Here is a 19,087-nt window from a genome sequence, read left to right on the forward strand (position 1 = left end):
ACTTTAGGTAATGCAAATATAGAACTTTAAAATTCAGAATTCAAGACTGAAAAACAGCAAGCTTTTTATTTCCACTTGCTCCAAAATTCGTCTGTTTTTTTCGGATTCATGAGAATCAATAATTGTTTCAGTTCATTCAATGCAATTCCTCCATTATTATTAGAATTGAAAATATTAAAAATCTCACTACCCTTAGTTGTAAGAAAAACATCTAGATAATAGTTCTGAGTAAAATTACTTTCATAGGTTTTCAACTGTAACAAACCATCAAAAATAACTTTCTTTGCCGGTATCTGATCCTGATTGAATAAATTATCTAACCCTGCTCTGTGATAGGTATAAAAGAGTGATCTCAACTGTACCATATTAGGGCTCATAATTTCTTTGATCAGCTGAGAACGGTTTCTAGGCTCATTAATCTGCTTCCATCCTTCATAGGTATTCTGGGACTCTCCGTTTTGGGCAATTTGCTGTGCTTTTTGAAACCATGGAGTTCCGCCTGAAGACTGGAAACTGTCTGCATCATAACCCAAAATTGTATAAACATAAAAACTAATTACATCAATTAAATTTTTCCCGGAAAACTGTCTTTCATTAAAAATAAGATTCTCATTTTCAATATATTCAAAAGAAAATCTTTGATCCTGAATATTCAATAATGAAGATTCATAATTAGTATTATAAACCGGACGCACTGCTTGAACTAAAACTTCCCCTTTGTATTTATTATTACCAGGGCTTTCCCTTAGGACTATATAAAAATTACATTTTACCTTTTCAAAATTCTGAAGCTTTTTCCCCGTCCAGCTTGTATTATTGATAAAATCTCTAAGACTTTTTTCCAAAGCTTTATACGCTTGCTGGTTACTTCCTCCCAATGCTTGATAATTTACCTGAACGGTAGCCAGCAACTCCTGAGAAAAGCTAAAATTAAATATGAAAAGCAGTAAAAATAAACTTATGTATTTTTTCATTATCTATTAAAAATTGAGAACGGAAATTTATTAAAATTATTTCAATATCTGAGCTTCAACAAAATTAAGAATGTCTTTTGCAACATCGTCCTTAGATTTTAGTTCAAACTCTTTTTTCTCCGTTTTGGTGAATATTTTTATTTTATTGGTATCATTTTTAAATCCTGCGCCTTCGTCACGAAGAGAATTTAAAACAATCATATCAAGATTTTTCTTTTCCAGTTTTCCTTTGGCATTTTCTTCTTCATTCTGAGTTTCTAATGCAAAACCAACCAGGAATTGATGGGTTTTCTTTTCACCCATTGTTCTCAGGATATCCGGATTTTTAATTAATTCAATCGTTAGACTGTCATCATTTTTTTTGATCTTTTCCTTCGCAACTTCCTTTGGAGCATAGTCCGCAACGGCTGCACTTGCAATACCGATGTCGATAGTTTCATAAAATTCAAATACTTTCGCCAACATTTCTTTCGCCGAAGTAACTTTATGAACGTCAACACTTTTATCATTCATTACCTGAGAAGTCGGCCCTGAGATCAAAATAACTTTTGCACCTCTTTTTGAAGCTTCTTCAGCCAAAGAGAACCCCATTTTACCCGAAGAATGATTTCCTATAAATCTTACAGGATCAAGAGCTTCATAAGTTGGTCCGGCTGTAATTAAAACAGTTTTTCCTTCTAAAGTTTTTTTATGATTTGAATTAAAAAATTCTTCAACCGCTTTAGCAATCGTTTCCGGTTCCGCCATTCTTCCCTGCCCAATCAGTCCACTTGCCAACTCACCATTTTCCGCAGGAATAATAAAATGACCGAAATCTTCAGCCAATTCTAAATTCTGCTTTGTGGAAGGATGTGCATACATATCCAAATCCATTGCAGGAGCTATAAAAACAGGACATTTCGCTGACATATAAGTTGCAATGACCAAATTATCACACATTCCGTGCGTCATTTTAGCCAAAGTATTTGCTGTACAAGGAGCAACGATCATTACATCTGCCCACAACGCCATTTCCACATGACTGTTCCATGTTCCGTTTTCGTTATAGAAATCTGTGTATACAGGTTTTTTCGACAACGTAGATAAGCTAAGCTTCGTCACAAAATGCTCAGCATCAGGAGTCATAATTACCTGAACTTCTGCGTTTTTCTTTATAAACTCTCTTATCAGAAAATGAATTTTATAGGCTGCAATTCCTCCAGAAACGGCAATAAGAATCTTTTTCCCGGAAATACTCATTTAGTTTTAATTTTTTAAAACACTAAAATACTTATTTTTTCTCACAAACCATTTAAACAACAAAGGTCATAAAAGAAATAGTTCCTTTATGACCTTCATCTATTAAAAACCAAACGGTTTTTATTTTCTTTCTTCAGTTTTTCTGAAGTAAATATCTTCGTTTAACCATTCTTCGATCGCGATAGAAGTTGGTTTTGGAAGTTTTTCGTAATGTTTAGAGATCTCAATTTGCTCTCTGTTTTCGAAAACTTCTTCCAATGTAGAGTTGTGAACAGCAAATTCGTCTAATTTGTTATGCAATTCTGTACGAATTTCTGCGTTGATCTGCTCTGCTCTCTTTCCCATGATAACAATAGCTTCATAGATTGAACCTACTTTATCTTCAATCTTGTCTTTATCGTAAGTAATAGTATTTACTTCTGCTTTTGTATCTTTTACACTCATTTTGAGAAAATTAATTTATTTATAAGGTGGCAAATTTACGAATTATCTTTGGATTTTGAAAGTCGCTGCCGGTGGAGGTGTCTGAAGCTTCGCACTGTCCCTCTGGATCTGCATTGCTTTCTTCTCAGCATCGATCTGATTTTTAATCTGATCTTCAGTTTTATTCTTTTCAGCCAGCTTTTCTACTTCTTTTTTCTGTCTTGCCGTTAATGTTGCAATTCTAGCTTCCGTTTGTTTTTTTACAACTGCGAAATCTTTCTTTTCTTTCTCTAATTTCTCTCTAAGATCCAATGCAGTTTTAGAATATTCTGTATTCGGAAGTTCTTTTTCAACAAGTTTTGTAAATGACAATGCACTTTCAATACGCTCGTCTTTAAGATCATAGATCGATTTTTGAGCCAATAAGTAACGTGACTTCATCATATAATCATAGATTTTCGGACGAAGTTTTGTACTTGGGAAATCTTCCAATACGTTTTCTAAAGCCGTGTTTGCAGCTTTATAATCCCCCATATTGAAGTATTGTCTTGCGTTTTCGTAAGATTTGAATTCTAACTTGTAAGACAGCTCATCAATAAGCGTTGTGATGTTTTTAGATCTTTCAGAGTTTGGATAATTATTTAAGAAATCCTGTAACTCATTAATCGCCAATTCTGTACTAGACTGATCCAAATTATAATCCATTGAACCTTCATAGTAACATAAAGCCGACATATATGCCGCCTCTTCTGCTCTAGGATCCTTCGGAAAACTTACTGCAAAGTTTTTGAACTGATGCCCAGCCAACTTATAGTTTTTATCATAATAGTTTGCATACGCCGTATTGAAACCCACATTAGGGAAATCATCCGTACCTGCAACCAAATTAGCCAACCTGTCATAAAGAGCCAGTGAATTTTTCCACTTCTTTTTTGCAAAGTTCTCATTTGCAACCTTTAAGATGTAGTTTTTATCAGCACTTTTCATCGCTTTATCTTGCTGACTCACACATGAAGATACCACAGCTACAGCAAAAAGACCTAAAATATATTTTTTCATATAAAAAATTCAACAGTTTTCGGATTATATGACCGATCTATTAATTTGCAAAAATATAACTTTTTTGTCAATAGATTTTTTTTTATGAATATTTAACGTAATTTTAGTCTGCAGCGTATCCCAAAATTGCAAAAACGCTCATCAAAAGATTCATTCTTACCTTTTTTTCGGCTTCTTTACCGTAAGCTTCTTCGTTTTTACTTGGAACATAAAGCTCATAAAAGTTTTTATTACGAATTACAAATAATGTAGAACCAATAATTGTGGTCAAAACATCCTCGGGTTTTGGTGTAAATGTAAAAACTCCCGACGTAACTCCTTTTTTTATGACTTCATCCAGTTTTTTAACGAATAGTTGATAAAAATCGAGAAGTTCATCTTTTAAATTTTCTGTGTGGCGAAGTTCCTGAGTGACAAATCCGTGGAAATAATTATATTTAAATAACTGAGAAACAATATATTTAATAATTTCTTTCATCTGCATCTCCGGTTTCCCATCCTTGATCGTGTCCGCAAATTCTGAAAAATTTTCCCTTGTCTTTAAAACCCTGTATTGATAGAGATAAGACATCATTTTTTCTTTAGAACCGAAATAATAAGAGATCATTGCGACATTAATATTGGCTTTGGAACAGATATCCCTTACCGATGTTCCTTCGTATCCTTTTTTCGCAATCAGCTCTTCGGCGATGTCTAAAATATGGATTTGTTTTTCCGTAAATTTTTTCTTCATGAAGTGTAGTTTGAGTAAAGTTAAGAAATTTTTAACATATTTATAAACGTTTGTTTAAGAATTTTATATTAATTCTAAATAGTTAGTATTTTTGTACATGGATTTTTTTGATTTTCATCATCATAAGAAAAATGTGACTTACGGAATTTATAATTTAGACTTAAATAATATTCCGCCCGATTCGCTGTATTCGATTGGGATTCACCCTCAGGACATTAATATTGAATCAATTGATAATCAAATCGATTGGTTACAATCAAACATTAATGAAAACTGTTTTACGATCGGAGAATGCGGGCTGGATTCTTTTGTTGAAATTGATCAAAAAATTCAGGAAGACGTTTTTTTAAGACAGATAAAAATTTCAAATGAAGTAAAAAAGCCTTTAATTATTCATTGTGTAAGAAAATTTTACGAAGTGATTTCCTTCAAAAAAAGAGCTGAACAGGCGATGATCATTCATGGTTTTAATAAAAAACAAAGCATCGCCGAAGACCTGCTTAAAAATAATTTTTATTTGAGTTTTGGAAAAGCGGTTTTGTATAATTTATCTTTGCAAAATATTTTGAAAATCACCCCTTTAGACAAAATCTTTTTAGAAACTGATAATGAAGATTTTAATATTGAAGATTTATATCAAAAAACTTCAGAGATAAAGGGAATTTCTTTAGAAAAACTGAACGAACAAATTGTAGAAAATTTAGAGACAATAAAAAATGGATAAAAACTGGTTGGAGAGAACGGAACTTCTCATCAAAGAAGAAGGTTTGGAAAGATTGAATAAAGCAACTGTTTTGGTTGTCGGATTAGGCGGAGTTGGCTCTTTCGCAGCAGAATTTCTGGCAAGAGCGGGAGTCGGAACCATGACGATCGTAGATGGCGACACGGTAGATATCACAAACATTAACAGACAGTTACCTGCTTTACATTCAACAATCGGAAAGCATAAAGTAGAGGTTGTTGCAGAAAGACTTTTAGATATTAATCCTCAACTTAATTTAACCAAAATCAATGAGTTTCTAAATCCGGAAAGAATGGATGAAGTTCTGGATTCTGCGAAATTTGATTATGTTTTAGATTGTATCGACAGTGTAACGCCAAAACTTTGTTTAATCATCGCTGCAAAAAGAAGAAAAATAAAGATTGTAAGCTCGATGGGAGCCGGAGGAAAGACCGATCCTAGTAAAGTAATGGTAAGAGACATCAGCAAAACTGAGCATTGCCATCTTGCAAGACAGGTAAGAAAAAGATTAAAAAAAGAGAAGATTGATAAAGGCGTTCGTTGCGTTTTTTCTAACGATATTCAAGATGAAGAAAGCCTGAAAATGACAGACGGAACTAATTTTAAAAGATCTTTCTACGGAACGATAAGTTATATGCCTGCGATTTTTGGGTTGTATACAGCTTCAGAAGTTATTAACCATTTATTGAAAAAAGATTAAAAATTTATTTTCTCACAGATTTCACAGATCAACACGGATGTTTATGTTTTATTTTTCTCTGTGAGAATTTGTGAAATCTATGAGAAAAATTCAAAATAAGACTATATTTACACCCTGTAAATGACAAATTTCAAATATCCCGGAGCCGAAAAACTCAAAAAAGACAATGAGATCACTTTACTTTTTGAAAAAGGTAAATGGAGAACCTGTGGAAATTTGAGAATTATTATTCTAAAAGATAAACCTACTTTACCTGTAGAAGCTTTAAAAATTGGAGTTTCTGTTTCTAAAAGATATTTCAAAAAAGCAGTTCACAGAAATCGCGTAAAGAGATTATTACGAGAATGTTACCGTTTAAATAAAGATATTTTCAGGCAAGCTTTTGGTGAAAAAACGATTGCGATGATGTTTTGGGTTTCGCCTGAAATGCCCGCTAAATTTCAGGATGTGGAAGCGCAGTTTATTAAGCTTTGTCAGTCTAATCAGCCTCAGAAAAAATCTTAATCTTTCTATTTTTCCAGAATAAATAAAGCGTAAACATCTGTAAAGATTTGTGAAAATCTGTGATTATAATTATTTATTTTTCTACCACAGATTACTCAGATTTGCACAGATGATTGTGTGATACTTTCTTGTGCTTAAATCTGATTCGCTGAGAATTAAAATTCATTAAAATCTTTGCATACTTTTTGTAACTTTATGGGAAACAATTAATCTGAAAATTAAAATGTTAGATCATGTTCCCTTTTTACCTTATGTTCTGAGTGCGTTTATCGGCATCGGACTGGCGGCCGCGACAGGTTTTAGAGTTTTTCTGCCGATGTTTGCGGTAAGTCTGGCTTCATATCTTCATTGGATTCCGACGAATGAGAGTTTTGAATGGCTTTCCGGCCTTCCGACGCTTATCACAACCGGAATTGCTACGGTAGCTGAGATCCTCGCTTATTATATTCCGTTCATTGATCATTTATTGGATACGATCTCTGTTCCAATGGCAACTGTGGCTGGTTCTGTTTTGTTTGCAAGTCAGTTTGCAGATTTGGGAACTTTTCCGCAATGGGCGTTGGCTTTGATTGCGGGAGGAGGAACAGCGGCAACCATAAGTTCCGGCTTTGCAGGACTTCGAGCTGCTTCTACAGCAACGACAGGCGGACTGGGAAATTCAGTTGTTGGAACTACGGAAACTGCCGGAGCGGGAATTATGACTGTTTTAGCAATGGCAATGCCTATTTTGGCTGGGATTTTTGCTATAATTTTAGTTATTCTCGTTGTCGTTTACGGACGAAAAGCATGGCGAAAATTGAGAAATAAGAAAAATGTCGTCAATAATACATAAAACAAAAATGCTGAATCTTTTGGACTCAGCATTTTTTATATTTTCTTTTTTTAAATCTTAGTTTTTCCCTCGAATATCCTTTATTTCTTGGATTTTTCCTTCAAAATATTCTTTCTTTTCAGGATGTTTGGTTATTAATATATTGAAAGCTTTAATCGCTTTTGTATACAATTTTTGTTCGAAATACAGAGTCGCCAAAGTTTCTGTCATTAGATGTGAAATATCATCCGTTTTTTCTTTCACAACGAAATTAACTTCATCTTTTAGCTGAGAAATTTTAGGATTATTTTCTATGAAAGATTCAATAACCTTATTTTTAATTTCAGTTTTTACTTTATCTACAGGTTCTGCTTCTTCTATCGGCTCAACATGTTCTACAGTTTCTTCTGTTTCATCAGATGGTCTGTCGATTTTTAGCCAGCTTTGCCATGTATTGATAAATCCGGGAATATTGCTGTCTATTGGATTTGTGCTTACCGTTTCAGCAGAAGTCTCTGTAGTCTCCTCTTTTTCTTTTTGCTGTTCTTCCTTAGCTTTATTTGCATCAACTGCCCAGCTTGAAATAATATCTGAATTAAAGAAAGAAACATTCAATGCCGGAGCTTCTTCCTCTTCCTCGTCTTCTTCTACAGTTTGGGGCTCGTTAATTTTTTCTTCTATAACAGCTTCTTCGATCGTTTCAACTTCTTTCGGAACTTCTGTTTCTTCTACTTGTGGAATTATCTCTTCCTGTTTCGGAGATTCTTCTTTTACCTCTTCAACTTTTGGCTGAGGAGTTTCTGTTGATTTATTAAGTAAAGAATCCGGAACGTGAGACTCGAAACTCATTGGTTTCCATGCAGATTTTGCTTCTTGTGGTTCTTCTGCGACAGGTTTTTCTTCTGGAAGTTCTTCGTTTACAGTTTCTTCAACTGTTTCAAGCTCGTCAGATTTATTTTCAACTAATTCAGGTTTCTCTTCCTCAGTTTTTTCTTCAATAATTTCTTTTGCAGGTTCTTCAACATTAAAACTTTGAGTTTCTGCAAAACTTATTTCATGTCCTGAAATTTCAGGTTCAGTTTCTTTATGTTCAGAAGAAACTTTTACCGTTTTCATTTTTTTCTCAACCTCTTCAATCAGACGTCTCATTTCATCCTCATGCTTGTTGATGTTTGGCTGAGGAATTTCTTCGCTTATAGTTTCTTCAACAGTATTAGATTGAATTTTAACATCAGGAAGGAAAGAATCTGTTCCGTGGAAACTTAATTCAGCATCATTATTTACCTTTTCAGTTTCACTTTCTGAAGTAATTTCTTCTTCATTGATGATTTCTTCGGGAGTAAATTCTATTTTAGCTTCAACTTCATTAAGCTCTTCATTTTCAACAACAAGCGGCTTAATTTCTTCAACTAAATCGTCTTCTTTAGGTTCATTTTCAGTTAAAGAAGGTTCTATTTCATGGAAGCTAATATCAGCTTCATTATCAATTTTTTCTTCCTCTGCTTCTGAATCAACCTTTTCTTCATTAATGATCGTTTCAGGAGTAAATCCTGCTATTTCTTCAACTAAATCATCTTCTTTAAGCTCACTTTCAGTTAAAGAAGGTTCTATTTCATGGAAGCTAATATCAGCTTCATTATCAATTTTTTCTTCCTCAACTTCTGAATCTACTTTATCTTCATTAATGATCGTTTCAGGATTAAATTCTGCTATTTCTTCAACAGGATTTTCTTGCTGAACTTCCTCAGAAATTGGTTCTTGCTGAATATTTTCAACCTCATCAATCACATCTTCTACTTCTTTCTTTTCAGCTTTTTGAGTAACAATAGATCCTGATTCTAAAGTAGATTCCAAATCAATTGTTTCCAAAGTATCGTCATTAAGGAAGTTTTCTTCACCTTCAAATAAAATACGGTTTCTTTCACCGTCTACATGAAGATGCTTAATTTCCGGTATGATTTGAGCCTGAAGAAGAAATGCTTCCTCGTGCTTTTTATCTTTAACGATCTGTTCGGCTTGCTCTTCCTTGATGATCTGCTGTTGCTCTTTTTCCTCTCTTTTAATAGGAAAACTGCTGCTTTTATAAATATATTTGAAGGTATTTGCAGAAACCAAAGGCTTTTGCTCTTCAATAATTTCGGGTTTTGGCTTTTGCTTAATTTTACCGTTGATCAACTGATAAAGAATTTTCTTATCCGTTGTGTAAGCAGCCGTTGTAGAAAGCTCTTTCTGATAATTTTCTTTATCATAAAGATGAATCCCATACAGATGTAATGCTCTGATATTTTGAATGTAAGGAAAAGAATTGATCTCCTCTTTCAAAAGAGTAAGATCTTCTGACTGTATATTTTTGGGGTTCTTTAATAATTCTAAAACTCTTGGATTCATTTTACCAATTCGCTACAATATCGTTAAATATCTTGTTAATGATTCTATCTGTTGCAATCTTCACCTGTGAAGCCTCTATATCTGATTGTGATAAATTACTGTTGAAAACCGCTTCATCAGAATATGTTCTGTCGAAACTTGAATCCGGATGGATTTTGTTTTCATAATGTACTTTCACTGTGATTGTTAACTTATTTTGAGAATCCTGAACAATTCCTCCCGTCGTTTGATTGGTCGTTGAATTTGACCCAATCGTAGTCGGTGTTATAGAATAATCTGAGATTTCTCCTTCGATCAAAATATCCGGATTTTCTTTGGTTCCCTTTAACGTCGTTCTCTGTAAAAATCTGTTCTGAATATCCGTTGAAAACTGCTGTGACAAGGCAGGATTCACCAAGGCAGCATTATTCGGAAATTCATTGATTTGTACCGTCTTTTCGTCCGTTAAAGATGAACCTGTAAAAGAATAACACTGCTGAAACAATGTAAGAATTACAAATCCAAATATAATTTTCATTTTACTTATCATAAACCTTGCTTTTGATTTTGCGTTTCTAAAATATCTTTAAAGCTGACATATTTAATACAGATTCCGATTGGCGCAGTAAAAAGTATCCCAATTCCGCAAGCAATGATTCCTAATTCTGAAATTACTCCAACAACTAGGCTGAAAACCAATATCATAAAGAAGTTTTTCTTCGCAATTTTCCAAGAAAGTGAATATGCTTTTCTTACACTTTGAACTCTGTAAATCGAAATTAACGGCTGTACAAAGTAAAAAGAAATTGCAAATGCAAATATCAGCAATATAAAAAGGATCATCCAAACTCCCATTCCGCTTGCAAATAATGCAGTCCCGACATCACCTGTGCCATCACCATATCTTGCCGCCATTATCATTGGAACCATAGACACTTGAATAGGAATCATCAATATGAAAATTGCTACAAAAAGCAATATCATAAATTTGAAATACACCCAAAAATCTGTAAAATCAAAAATATCACCGGCCTGAACTTTTTCTCCTGCATCTACTTTTCTACAAATTTTATAAAAATTACCCATTGCCAATAATCCGCAAAAAGGAATAATACACATTACAATGGCAAGAATTGTAGCTACTATAAATCCGCCAATATCTTTTTTGAAAAGTTCAAATCCGTCTGAAACGTATTTTCCGATGTTAAAATTGTATCCTCTTTTAATAATTAAGTCAAAATCCATGGTTAGTTTAGTCTTCTAGGTTATATTGTTTTATTTTTCTATATAAAGTTCTTTGTGAAATTCCCAACTCATCGGCCGCTTTGTTCCTGCGTCCTTTATGCTTCTCCAACGCTTTGATAATCAAATCTTTTTCATTGTTTTGAAGAGACAGAGATTCAGGTTTATTTTCCTCAATTTCAATGTCTTCAAAATCTTCATAGCTGTCATCATTATCAGTATTTGATATAATGGTCGGCGTCTGAACAGTTGGGTTATTATTATTTTCAAAATATAATAAAGAGCTTGCCGGCGATGCCTGCTGAGGCTCAGGAGTATAAATTCTGCTGATCAGATTTTTTTCCTGATTGCTAAGATCTGCTGTTCCTCTGTTCTTTATCAGTTCCGAAGTTAAGGATTTTAAATCATTAATATCATTACGCATATCGAAGAGAATTTTATACATAATTTCTCTTTCGCTTCCGAAATCATTCTGTTTCTGATTGTTAGGAGCATTTACCACCATTGGCAAATGGGTTTCCATTGGGATATATTCTGATAATTTTTCTACTGTTACGCTTCTGTCGCGCTCTACCACAGTCATTTGTTCAACCAGGTTTCTTAACTGACGAACATTTCCCGGAAAAGTATAATTTTCAACATAATGAACGGCGTTGGGCTCTAATTCCAATTCCGGCATTCTGTATTTTTCGGCAAAATCGATGGCAAACTTTCTGAATAACAAATGAATATCACCTTTTCTTTCTCTCAAAGGCGGCATATCAATTTGAACGGTATTCAAACGGTAAAACAAATCTTCACGGAATCTTCCGTCATGAATTGCCTTCATCATGTTGACGTTGGTAGCTGCTACAATTCTTACGTTCGTTTTTTGAACCTGTGAAGAACCTACTTTCATGAATTCGCCGCTTTCCAGCACTCTTAAAAGACGAACCTGCGTTTGTAAGGGAAGTTCTCCAACCTCATCAAGGAAAATCGTTCCGCCGTCTGCTACTTCAAAATAACCTTTTCTGGTACCTGTAGCACCTGTAAACGCTCCTTTTTCGTGTCCGAATAATTCGGAATCAATGGTTCCTTCCGGAATCGCTCCACAGTTTACGACAATATAAGGCTGATGTTTTCTTTTGGATTCTGAATGAATGATTTTCGGGATAAATTCTTTTCCCACTCCACTTTCACCAATCACCAACACGGAAATATCCGTTGGTGCTACCTGAATAGATTTTTCTAAAGCACGGTTGAGAGCCGGAAAATTTCCGATAATTCCGAAGCGGTTCTTTATATTTTGTAACTCGTTACTCATAAGTAAATTTTTGATTATTGATTTAATTTTATCTACAGAGTTTAATTTTTTCTGTAAAATTTGTTGATTTTTTAAAACGATTAGATAAACTTTTAAAGCTTATTTTCATCACAATTATTAATTCTAACTTATTAAATCCAAATAATCTTTGTTTCTGACTTTTGAAACTTTACTCGTAAAATATATGTTTTCGACAAAATCATAATCTTTGATCTGTCGTTCAAAATTTTCTAAATTTTTATTGTGTTTCTTCTTCTGAGAATAATTTAATTCAAAATCATTATAAAAATTGTGATGCTGAATTCGGAAAATAGTTTCTCCAATCGCATCAACTGCTTTTTGTTTTTGATTTAAAGAGCAATAATCGGTTGTTTTTTTCTTGGTTAAAAACTCCAACGACTGTTCACAATCCTGAGTTCCAAGAAACTTACTGTAAACTTCCCACAATCTTTTACAGTCATCGCTTTCGACGGTACCATTTCTGACATGGGCTGAAATATTATTGCAAATGATTACCAATAAAACACTAAGGCAATATTTATGAAACTTTTCCATTGTCTGTTTATTATTGATAATTATTTTTCTTGAATATCTATTTTCTCGCTAAAGAACAAATTAGTTCAATGTATGTTCAATTTTTCTTCCTAAAAGTGTGCCCTGTGTGTTATCATAAACGAAAACATCCACAATGTCACCTAATTTTTGCCCTTCAAGCATATCAAATACGCAAACGGCATTTTGAGAATTTCTTCCTTTCCATTGCTTTTCATTCTTTCTTGAAACACCTTCAATCAAAATACGGTGAACACGTCCAACATATCCTTCCATTCTCTGTCTGGATAATTCTCTCTGTAAATCAATAACTTCCGCCAAACGTCTTTGCTTAACCTCAGCCGGAACATCGTCTTCCATTTTCTTATGAGCAGGCGTTCCCGGTCTTTCCGAATAAGAGAACATATAACCGTAGTCATATTCCACTTCTCTCATTAAGCTTAAAGTATCTTGATGATCTTCTTCCGTTTCGCCACAGAAACCAATGATCATATCTTGAGAAAAAGAAATATCCGGAACAATTTCTTTTGCTTTTTTAATTAAATCTAAATATTCTTCACGAGTATGCTGTCTGTTCATTGCTTCCAACATTCTGTTGCTTCCACTTTGAACAGGAAGATGAACGTAATTACAAACATTATCGTGTTTCGCCATAATTCTGAACACATCCAAATTCATATCCTGGGGATTAGATGTTGAGAATCTGATTCTCATATTGGGAACTGCTTTAGCTACAAGATCAAGCAAATGTGCAAAATCAACGGCTGTCGCTTTCTGCATTTCGGATGCTTTGGCAAAATCTTTTTTAGGTCCGCCACCGTACCAAAGGTAAGAGTCTACGTTTTGTCCGAGAAGAGTAATTTCTTTATATCCGCTATTCCAAAGCTCTTTGCATTCTTCAAGAATTGAGTGCGGATCTCGACTTCTTTCTCTACCTCTAGTAAACGGAACGACGCAGAAGGTACACATGTTATCGCAACCTCTTGTAATCGTAACGAAAGCCGTAACACCATTTCCGCCCAAACGAACCGGATTGATATCTGCGTAGGTTTCTTCCTTAGAAAGAATTACATTGATGGCATCTCTTCCGTCTTCAGTTTCTTTTAAAAGGTTGGGTAAATCTCTATAAGCATCGGGGCCAACAACAAGATCGACTAATTGTTCTTCTTCTAAAAACTTGGTTTTTAATCTCTCAGCCATGCAGCCCAAAACACCAACCGTCATGTTTGGTTTTTCTTTCTTCAGCTTTTTGAACTGAGCAAGACGCATTCTTACCGTTTGCTCCGCTTTTTCACGAATCGAACATGTATTTAAAAGGATAAGATCTGCTTCTTCTACTTTAAGAGTAGTGTTGTAACCCTGATCATTAAGAATAGAAGCAACGATCTCAGAATCAGAGAAATTCATCTGACAACCATAGCTTTCTAAAAATAATTTTTTAGAATTTCCATCTCTTTCAGCAATCGCAAAAGCTTCTCCCTGCTTGGTCTCGTCTATATATTTTTCCTGCACTTTTGTAGAAATTAAATTTTAGAAATTGGGTTTTATATCAATGCTAAAAATAGTTTAGTTTGCAAAGATACAAAATATTGTGCCAGAATGGCAGGGTTATCTGCTTCTAAAATTTTGATTATTAAAACTGCTTTCAATCCTTTCTTTTTCATATTCAAAACTATATTGCTGCCTTACTGCTTGTCGGATTTTTGATTTTACAGGAATACCATTAAATGTTGCCGGCTCCCATTTTCCTTTTATCTTAGAAAGTTCACGAATAATATTTTTCTTATCAGAATCCGGATAATCTCCTTCAATAACAAAATTTTCCATTAACCCTTCTTCATTAACAACAAATGTAACAGAAGCGTATTTGTCCTGATTTTTTTCTATATAACTTTCAAAAATTCCTTTTAAATCAAAAGAAAAATTTTCCTTTCCTCTTTTAAATTTTGGTTCTATTTTTTTATTTAAATAAGGATCACTTTTAGAATAATAAAGAAAAAAAGGATCAATTGAGATTTCGGCAATCGCCCTAACGTTTACATTGTTTTCCTTTGCCGGAATCCATTTGTTTAATGACGGAATAAGTTTTCTGCTAAAATCAAAAGCGCACTTATTTTTCCCGATATTTATCGTGTCAAAATCTTTAACATAATTAATAGATGAATCTGGGTTTACAATAACTTTCAATTTGTACTTTTGACCACTATCAGAACAAGGAGTTAAGTTTCTATCTTTAACAATTCTAATCATATCCATCTCCAAACCTCTGACTCCTCCAGTATAGAAATTCTGTCCAGGTGGATAGGCTTCTAAAACCTCATTTTGAGAATACAGTAATTTAATTGAGATAATAAAAATTAAAACAAATATTTTTTTAATCATGATCGTAAGTATTTGAAGTGAAATTAACTTTCAAAACATATTTTGAGTTAATTGGAACACCATCTTTTGTGGCGGGTGTCCATTTCTTTTTTACTTTTTTCATGGCGTACTTCATATCGTCAATGAACATCTCATTATTTTTAAACTTTGGAAGTACATCCAGATTATTGGTTTTGCCTTTTTCGTCAATATTAAAGATAAACGTAACCTCACCTTGGATCGCATATAACGCAATATCTATGTAGGCATGGACCATATTCATAAATTCCGTTTTGAACGCCTCATCACCACCCGGAAATTCAGCTTTTACTTCCTGCGAAAAACCTTTGAAGCCAAAAAAGAAAAGAAATAGAATTACAATATATTTTCTCATTACAAATCGGTTGAAATAGATGACAGATTCATTTTTATTTTAACCTGAGAAGTTATTGGCTGACCGTTGCAAGATGCCGGAATCCAGTTTTTTTTGATTCTTCTCACCACATATTTCATGTCATCAAAGAAAACTTCACTGTTGGATACTTTTGGAGATCCTTCAATTTTGGTCACTTTTCCGGTCTGGTCGATCGTTAATATAAAATTGAAATCACCATTTAAGACATAAAAATCAGAGTTGAGATAATCAAACATATATTTTCTCAATGTTTCTTTATAAACCAATACTCCGCCTTCAAAAGCTGCAGCTTTAAAATCGTTGCAGTTTTTTGCAGCAATTTGCAATAACGGCTCTTTGATATCTATTTTTAAAAGATTCTTATTGCTTTCCGAAGTAAAAGTATCGTCTCTTTCTTCAACATCTTGTTGTGCAAAAGCAAAATTTGCCACAAAAAGCCCGATGAATAATGCTAAAGTTTTCATGAATATATTTTAATAGAGCAAAATTACATCAAAAAAAAGCTTCACACAAAAGTGTAAAGCCTGATTAAAATATTTAATTAAATTTTAATGTAAAATTATGAAACTATTGCCTGATTCTGAGCTTTGCTACCTGTTTCTTTCAACATTAATGAAACAAGAATTGCTAAAACAATCCCCGCAATCCAAAATAAAATCGAATGTTGAAAATGTAGATCTCCGGAAGAAATATCTAAACTTTTCCCGAACCATCTGCTAAAAATAGGACTCAATAAAGTAGTAACTCCAAAAGTGATAAAATTAATGGCTCCCGTTGCGCTACCTTTTACATAATCCGGATTGGCTTCTTTAATAACAGAATACGGAATCATCGCTGCTCCGGAACCTAAGCCGAGAATGAACATGCTTATTTTTGCAGGATACAAATCTGGCAAGTAAATCAACTGTAACAAACTGATGATCATCAAAACTGCACCAGCAATCAAAACCGGTTTTCTACGACCAATTTTATCTGTAATAAATCCTAAAAGCGGACATCCAAACACCCATCCAAAAGCAACCATCGCGCTGGTAATCGCTGCTTCATGAAAAATAAACTGTTTATCTTTCTGAAAAAAAGCAACCGCCCAAGTCATTGCAAATATCGTTGTTGGAGCAAATAAAAGCCCAGAAACAATTCCACAAAGCCAAGACTGTGGATTTTTAAAAACGATTTTATAGGGTTCTAAATAACCTATATGCTTCGTTTTAGCTTCCTCGGAATTTTCAGATTTCGTTTCATTGGGAATCACAAAAAATAAGCCGAAAGCGGTAACAATGGTTGCAATTCCCGACCAAAGCCAGAATGTATCAATATTAACTCCTTTTTCAACCCACGGTCCTACTACAAATTGCCCAGCTGTTCCGCCCAGCATTCCTATACATTGTGTAAAACCGATGGCCGTAGCCAAAGATTTTGATGAAAAACCTTTACTCGCCAAATAAACGCAGCCCGGAAAAGCAAAAGCACAGCCTGCACCTTGCAATAATCTTCCTGAAACTCCGGCAACCTGACTTGAAATTAAAAATAATAAACAGCCAAATCCCAAAATTAAAGTTCCGACAAAAAGAGATTTTTTCCCTCCGAATTTATCTAAAGCAATTCCAGCAATCAAACTGCAGGTTGAATAGGTGTAATAATATGTTCCGACCATGCTGATCAATTTCAGTTCGGTTGTATTAAAATTATTAACCAATTGCGGAATCATCACCGCTGGCGCAGACCTGATCACGTAATCTAAAAAGTAAAAAATAAGCCCAAATGCCCAGGCGATAATGTAGAATTTCTTTAGAGAACTACTCATTACAACAATCCTTTAATATGTTTATAGTTGCTTTTTACGGTATCTAAAGCTTCTTCCATTTTCCCGCCAAGCATTAATTGTGTCATCGATTTTGTCATTCCCAACACTTGATCGAATTCGATTTTTGGAGGTAGCGCCAATGCATTAGGATTTGTGAAAATATTTAACAAATAAGGTCCGTCATGGTTTAAACATTCCGTAATTGCGTTGACAACCTCTTCGGGTTTATGAACGTTTTTCCCGGGATAGCCCATTGCCTCTGCGACCATTGCAAAATCAGGATTAATCATGTCTGTTTCGTTATCGGGCATTCCGCCGACTTCCATTTCCAATTTTACCATTCCAAGCGTACGGTTGTTGAAAACGATCAATTTTATCGGAAGTTTATACTGAAAAATAGTCGCCATATCTCCCAAAAGCATTGATAATCCACCATCACCACACATCGCGATAACCTGTCTCTCGGGATGAGCTAAAGACGCTCCAATTGCCATCGGCATTGCATTCGCCATTGAACCATGATTGAAAGAACCTAACATTTTACGTTCGCCCGTTCCAGTAATATATCTTGCTCCCCAAACACAACACATTCCTGTATCTACCGTGAAAATGGCGTCTTTTTTTGCGATTTGATCAAGAATATGCGCTACATATTCCGGCTGAATAGCATCTTCTTTTCCGGAATCTTTCACATAAGCCATCTGACTTTCTTTTACTTTTTCGTAAAATTCCAATTGCTGATTAAGGAAATGAATATCTGTTTTTTCTTTTAATAATGGCAATAAAGCTTTGATGGTTTCTTTAACATCACCTGTCAGACCCAATTCCAACTTGGCTCTTCTTCCCAATCTTTCAGGACTTTCATCAATCTGAACGATTTTATTTTTAACAGGCATGAATTTTTGATAAGGAAAATCTGTTCCTAAAAGAATGAGCAAGTCAGCTTCATGCATAGCATGATAGGCGGAAGGAAGTCCCAGAAGTCCGGTTAATCCAACTTCATTAGGATTATTAGGTTGAATCGCCATTTTTCCACGGAAAGAATATCCCACAGGAGCTTTTAAATATTTTGATAACTCTACTACTTCGGCGTTGGAATTTTCTGCTCCGATTCCACAGTAGATGGTTACTTTTTCACTTTCATTAATTAAACTTGCCAACTCATTTAATTCATCATCAGAAGGACGAATAATTGGGTTTGTTTTAAAAATTTTATTGGAAGTCGTTGCTTCTTCAGCATCTAACTCTGAAACATCACCCGGAAGTCCAATCACAGCAACACCTTTTTTAGAAATTGCATGTTGAATTGCTGTCTGAACAGTTCTTTGAACCTGCTCCGGTCTTGTGATCATTTGATTGTAGTAACTACAGTCGTCGAACAGTTTTGTAGTATTGGTTTCCTGGAAATAATCCATTCCCATTTCTTCGGTCGGAATCGTTGAAGCAATAACCAACATCGGAACGTGAGAACGATGCGCTTCGTAAACGCCATTGATCAAATGAATATGTCCCGGCCCGCAACTCCCTGCACAAACTGCAAAACCGTCAAGCTCGGCTTCGGCAGCAGCGGCGTATGCTCCAACTTCTTCATGCCTTACATGAATCCATTCGATGCTGCTTTTTTTAACGGCAATATTGAGGTGATTAAGGCTGTCGCCCGTTACTGCATAAATTCTTTTCACATTTGCGTTTTCGAGCATTTCAACAATTTGCTCTGCTATGTTTTTAGCCATAATTAATATTTTTGTGGGTTTTCTATTCGAAAAAATATAGAATGGATATGGATTAATTAAGACTTTTTCTTCTGTAAAGAATTATGCCTCTATCAAATTTAGGCAATAATTTAAAACTGATGTTA

20 protein-coding genes are annotated in these 19,087 nt (G+C 34.4%); 4 read left to right on the forward strand and 16 right to left on the reverse strand.

The window, feature by feature from the left end; all coding sequences use genetic code 11:
* Positions 1–65: 65 nt before the first annotated feature.
* The 5 genes from porD to AC1Q7L_RS06940 all read right to left on the reverse strand — a co-directional run bounded on the left by porD (position 66) and on the right by AC1Q7L_RS06940 (position 4,428).
* On the reverse strand, positions 66–974 hold the full coding sequence (porD, locus tag AC1Q7L_RS06920; RefSeq protein ID WP_492304847.1) for a type IX secretion system protein PorD: 909 nt from the start codon (positions 972–974) through the stop codon (positions 66–68).
* 36 nt (positions 975–1,010) lie between these two features.
* Positions 1,011–2,213, reverse strand: a complete 1,203-nt coding sequence (gene coaBC, locus AC1Q7L_RS06925; RefSeq protein WP_492304848.1) for a bifunctional phosphopantothenoylcysteine decarboxylase/phosphopantothenate--cysteine ligase CoaBC — start codon at positions 2,211–2,213, stop codon at positions 1,011–1,013.
* A 120-nt stretch (positions 2,214–2,333) separates the two neighbouring features.
* A complete protein-coding gene (locus tag AC1Q7L_RS06930) occupies positions 2,334–2,657 on the reverse strand; it encodes a DNA-directed RNA polymerase subunit omega (protein WP_027378789.1) in 324 nt (107 codons plus the stop codon).
* Positions 2,658–2,699: 42 nt separating this feature from the next.
* Complete coding sequence (locus AC1Q7L_RS06935; protein ID WP_410691946.1) at positions 2,700–3,695, reverse strand: outer membrane protein assembly factor BamD; 996 nt, start codon at positions 3,693–3,695, stop codon at positions 2,700–2,702.
* A 103-nt stretch (positions 3,696–3,798) separates the two neighbouring features.
* Positions 3,799–4,428: a TetR/AcrR family transcriptional regulator gene (locus AC1Q7L_RS06940; RefSeq protein ID WP_072409035.1), complete on the reverse strand. Its 630-nt coding sequence runs from the start codon at positions 4,426–4,428 to the stop codon at positions 3,799–3,801.
* A 97-nt stretch (positions 4,429–4,525) separates the two neighbouring features.
* Between AC1Q7L_RS06940 and AC1Q7L_RS06945 the strand changes: the two genes are divergently transcribed.
* The 4 genes from AC1Q7L_RS06945 to AC1Q7L_RS06960 all read left to right on the forward strand — a co-directional run bounded on the left by AC1Q7L_RS06945 (position 4,526) and on the right by AC1Q7L_RS06960 (position 7,206).
* Positions 4,526–5,152, forward strand: coding sequence for a TatD family hydrolase (locus tag AC1Q7L_RS06945; protein WP_492304849.1), 627 nt, complete (start codon positions 4,526–4,528; stop codon positions 5,150–5,152).
* Positions 5,145–5,870, forward strand: a complete 726-nt coding sequence (locus AC1Q7L_RS06950; protein WP_410691943.1) for a tRNA threonylcarbamoyladenosine dehydratase — start codon at positions 5,145–5,147, stop codon at positions 5,868–5,870. The genes AC1Q7L_RS06945 and AC1Q7L_RS06950 overlap by 8 nt, the downstream gene beginning before the upstream one ends.
* A 120-nt stretch (positions 5,871–5,990) precedes the next feature.
* Positions 5,991–6,374, forward strand: coding sequence for a ribonuclease P protein component (gene rnpA, locus AC1Q7L_RS06955; RefSeq protein WP_492304850.1), 384 nt, complete (start codon positions 5,991–5,993; stop codon positions 6,372–6,374).
* Positions 6,375–6,597: 223 nt separating this feature from the next.
* Positions 6,598–7,206 (forward strand): DUF4126 domain-containing protein, encoded by a 609-nt coding sequence (locus AC1Q7L_RS06960; RefSeq protein ID WP_492304851.1) that lies wholly within the window; start codon positions 6,598–6,600, stop codon positions 7,204–7,206.
* Between the two features lie 57 nt (positions 7,207–7,263).
* On the opposite strand, the gene AC1Q7L_RS06965 is transcribed toward AC1Q7L_RS06960, so the two are convergent.
* The 11 genes from AC1Q7L_RS06965 to AC1Q7L_RS07015 form a co-directional block, all read right to left on the reverse strand.
* Positions 7,264–9,573, reverse strand: a complete 2,310-nt coding sequence (locus AC1Q7L_RS06965) for a DUF8458 domain-containing protein (protein WP_492304852.1) — start codon at positions 9,571–9,573, stop codon at positions 7,264–7,266.
* A gap of 1 nt (position 9,574) precedes the next feature.
* Complete coding sequence (locus AC1Q7L_RS06970) at positions 9,575–10,102, reverse strand: LptE family protein (protein WP_072409047.1); 528 nt, start codon at positions 10,100–10,102, stop codon at positions 9,575–9,577.
* On the reverse strand, positions 10,099–10,797 hold the full coding sequence (locus tag AC1Q7L_RS06975; RefSeq protein ID WP_492304853.1) for a DUF4013 domain-containing protein: 699 nt from the start codon (positions 10,795–10,797) through the stop codon (positions 10,099–10,101). The genes AC1Q7L_RS06970 and AC1Q7L_RS06975 overlap by 4 nt, the downstream gene beginning before the upstream one ends.
* A 7-nt stretch (positions 10,798–10,804) precedes the next feature.
* The gene (locus tag AC1Q7L_RS06980) at positions 10,805–12,097 is read right to left on the reverse strand and encodes a sigma-54 interaction domain-containing protein (RefSeq protein ID WP_492304854.1); all 1,293 of its coding nucleotides are present in this window, start codon (positions 12,095–12,097) and stop codon (positions 10,805–10,807) included.
* Between the two features lie 123 nt (positions 12,098–12,220).
* Complete coding sequence (locus tag AC1Q7L_RS06985) at positions 12,221–12,652, reverse strand: hypothetical protein (protein ID WP_492304855.1); 432 nt, start codon at positions 12,650–12,652, stop codon at positions 12,221–12,223.
* Positions 12,653–12,712: 60 nt separating this feature from the next.
* Positions 12,713–14,161 (reverse strand): tRNA (N6-isopentenyl adenosine(37)-C2)-methylthiotransferase MiaB, encoded by a 1,449-nt coding sequence (gene miaB / locus AC1Q7L_RS06990; protein ID WP_492304856.1) that lies wholly within the window; start codon positions 14,159–14,161, stop codon positions 12,713–12,715.
* Positions 14,162–14,257: 96 nt separating this feature from the next.
* Positions 14,258–15,031, reverse strand: coding sequence for a hypothetical protein (locus tag AC1Q7L_RS06995; protein WP_492304857.1), 774 nt, complete (start codon positions 15,029–15,031; stop codon positions 14,258–14,260).
* A complete protein-coding gene (locus AC1Q7L_RS07000) occupies positions 15,024–15,404 on the reverse strand; it encodes an energy transducer TonB (RefSeq protein ID WP_492304858.1) in 381 nt (126 codons plus the stop codon). Before AC1Q7L_RS07000 ends, AC1Q7L_RS06995 begins: the two co-directional genes overlap by 8 nt.
* The gene (locus AC1Q7L_RS07005) at positions 15,404–15,889 is read right to left on the reverse strand and encodes a hypothetical protein (RefSeq protein WP_492304859.1); all 486 of its coding nucleotides are present in this window, start codon (positions 15,887–15,889) and stop codon (positions 15,404–15,406) included. Before AC1Q7L_RS07005 ends, AC1Q7L_RS07000 begins: the two co-directional genes overlap by 1 nt.
* A gap of 95 nt (positions 15,890–15,984) precedes the next feature.
* The gene (locus tag AC1Q7L_RS07010; protein WP_492304860.1) at positions 15,985–17,229 is read right to left on the reverse strand and encodes an MFS transporter; all 1,245 of its coding nucleotides are present in this window, start codon (positions 17,227–17,229) and stop codon (positions 15,985–15,987) included.
* Entirely contained in the window at positions 17,229–18,962 is a 1,734-nt protein-coding gene (locus AC1Q7L_RS07015) for a thiamine pyrophosphate-dependent enzyme (RefSeq protein ID WP_492304861.1), read from the reverse strand. Before AC1Q7L_RS07015 ends, AC1Q7L_RS07010 begins: the two co-directional genes overlap by 1 nt.
* Positions 18,963–19,087 lie beyond the last annotated feature (125 nt).

This window comes from Chryseobacterium sp. GW823-FHT05E08 (genome assembly GCF_058795655.1).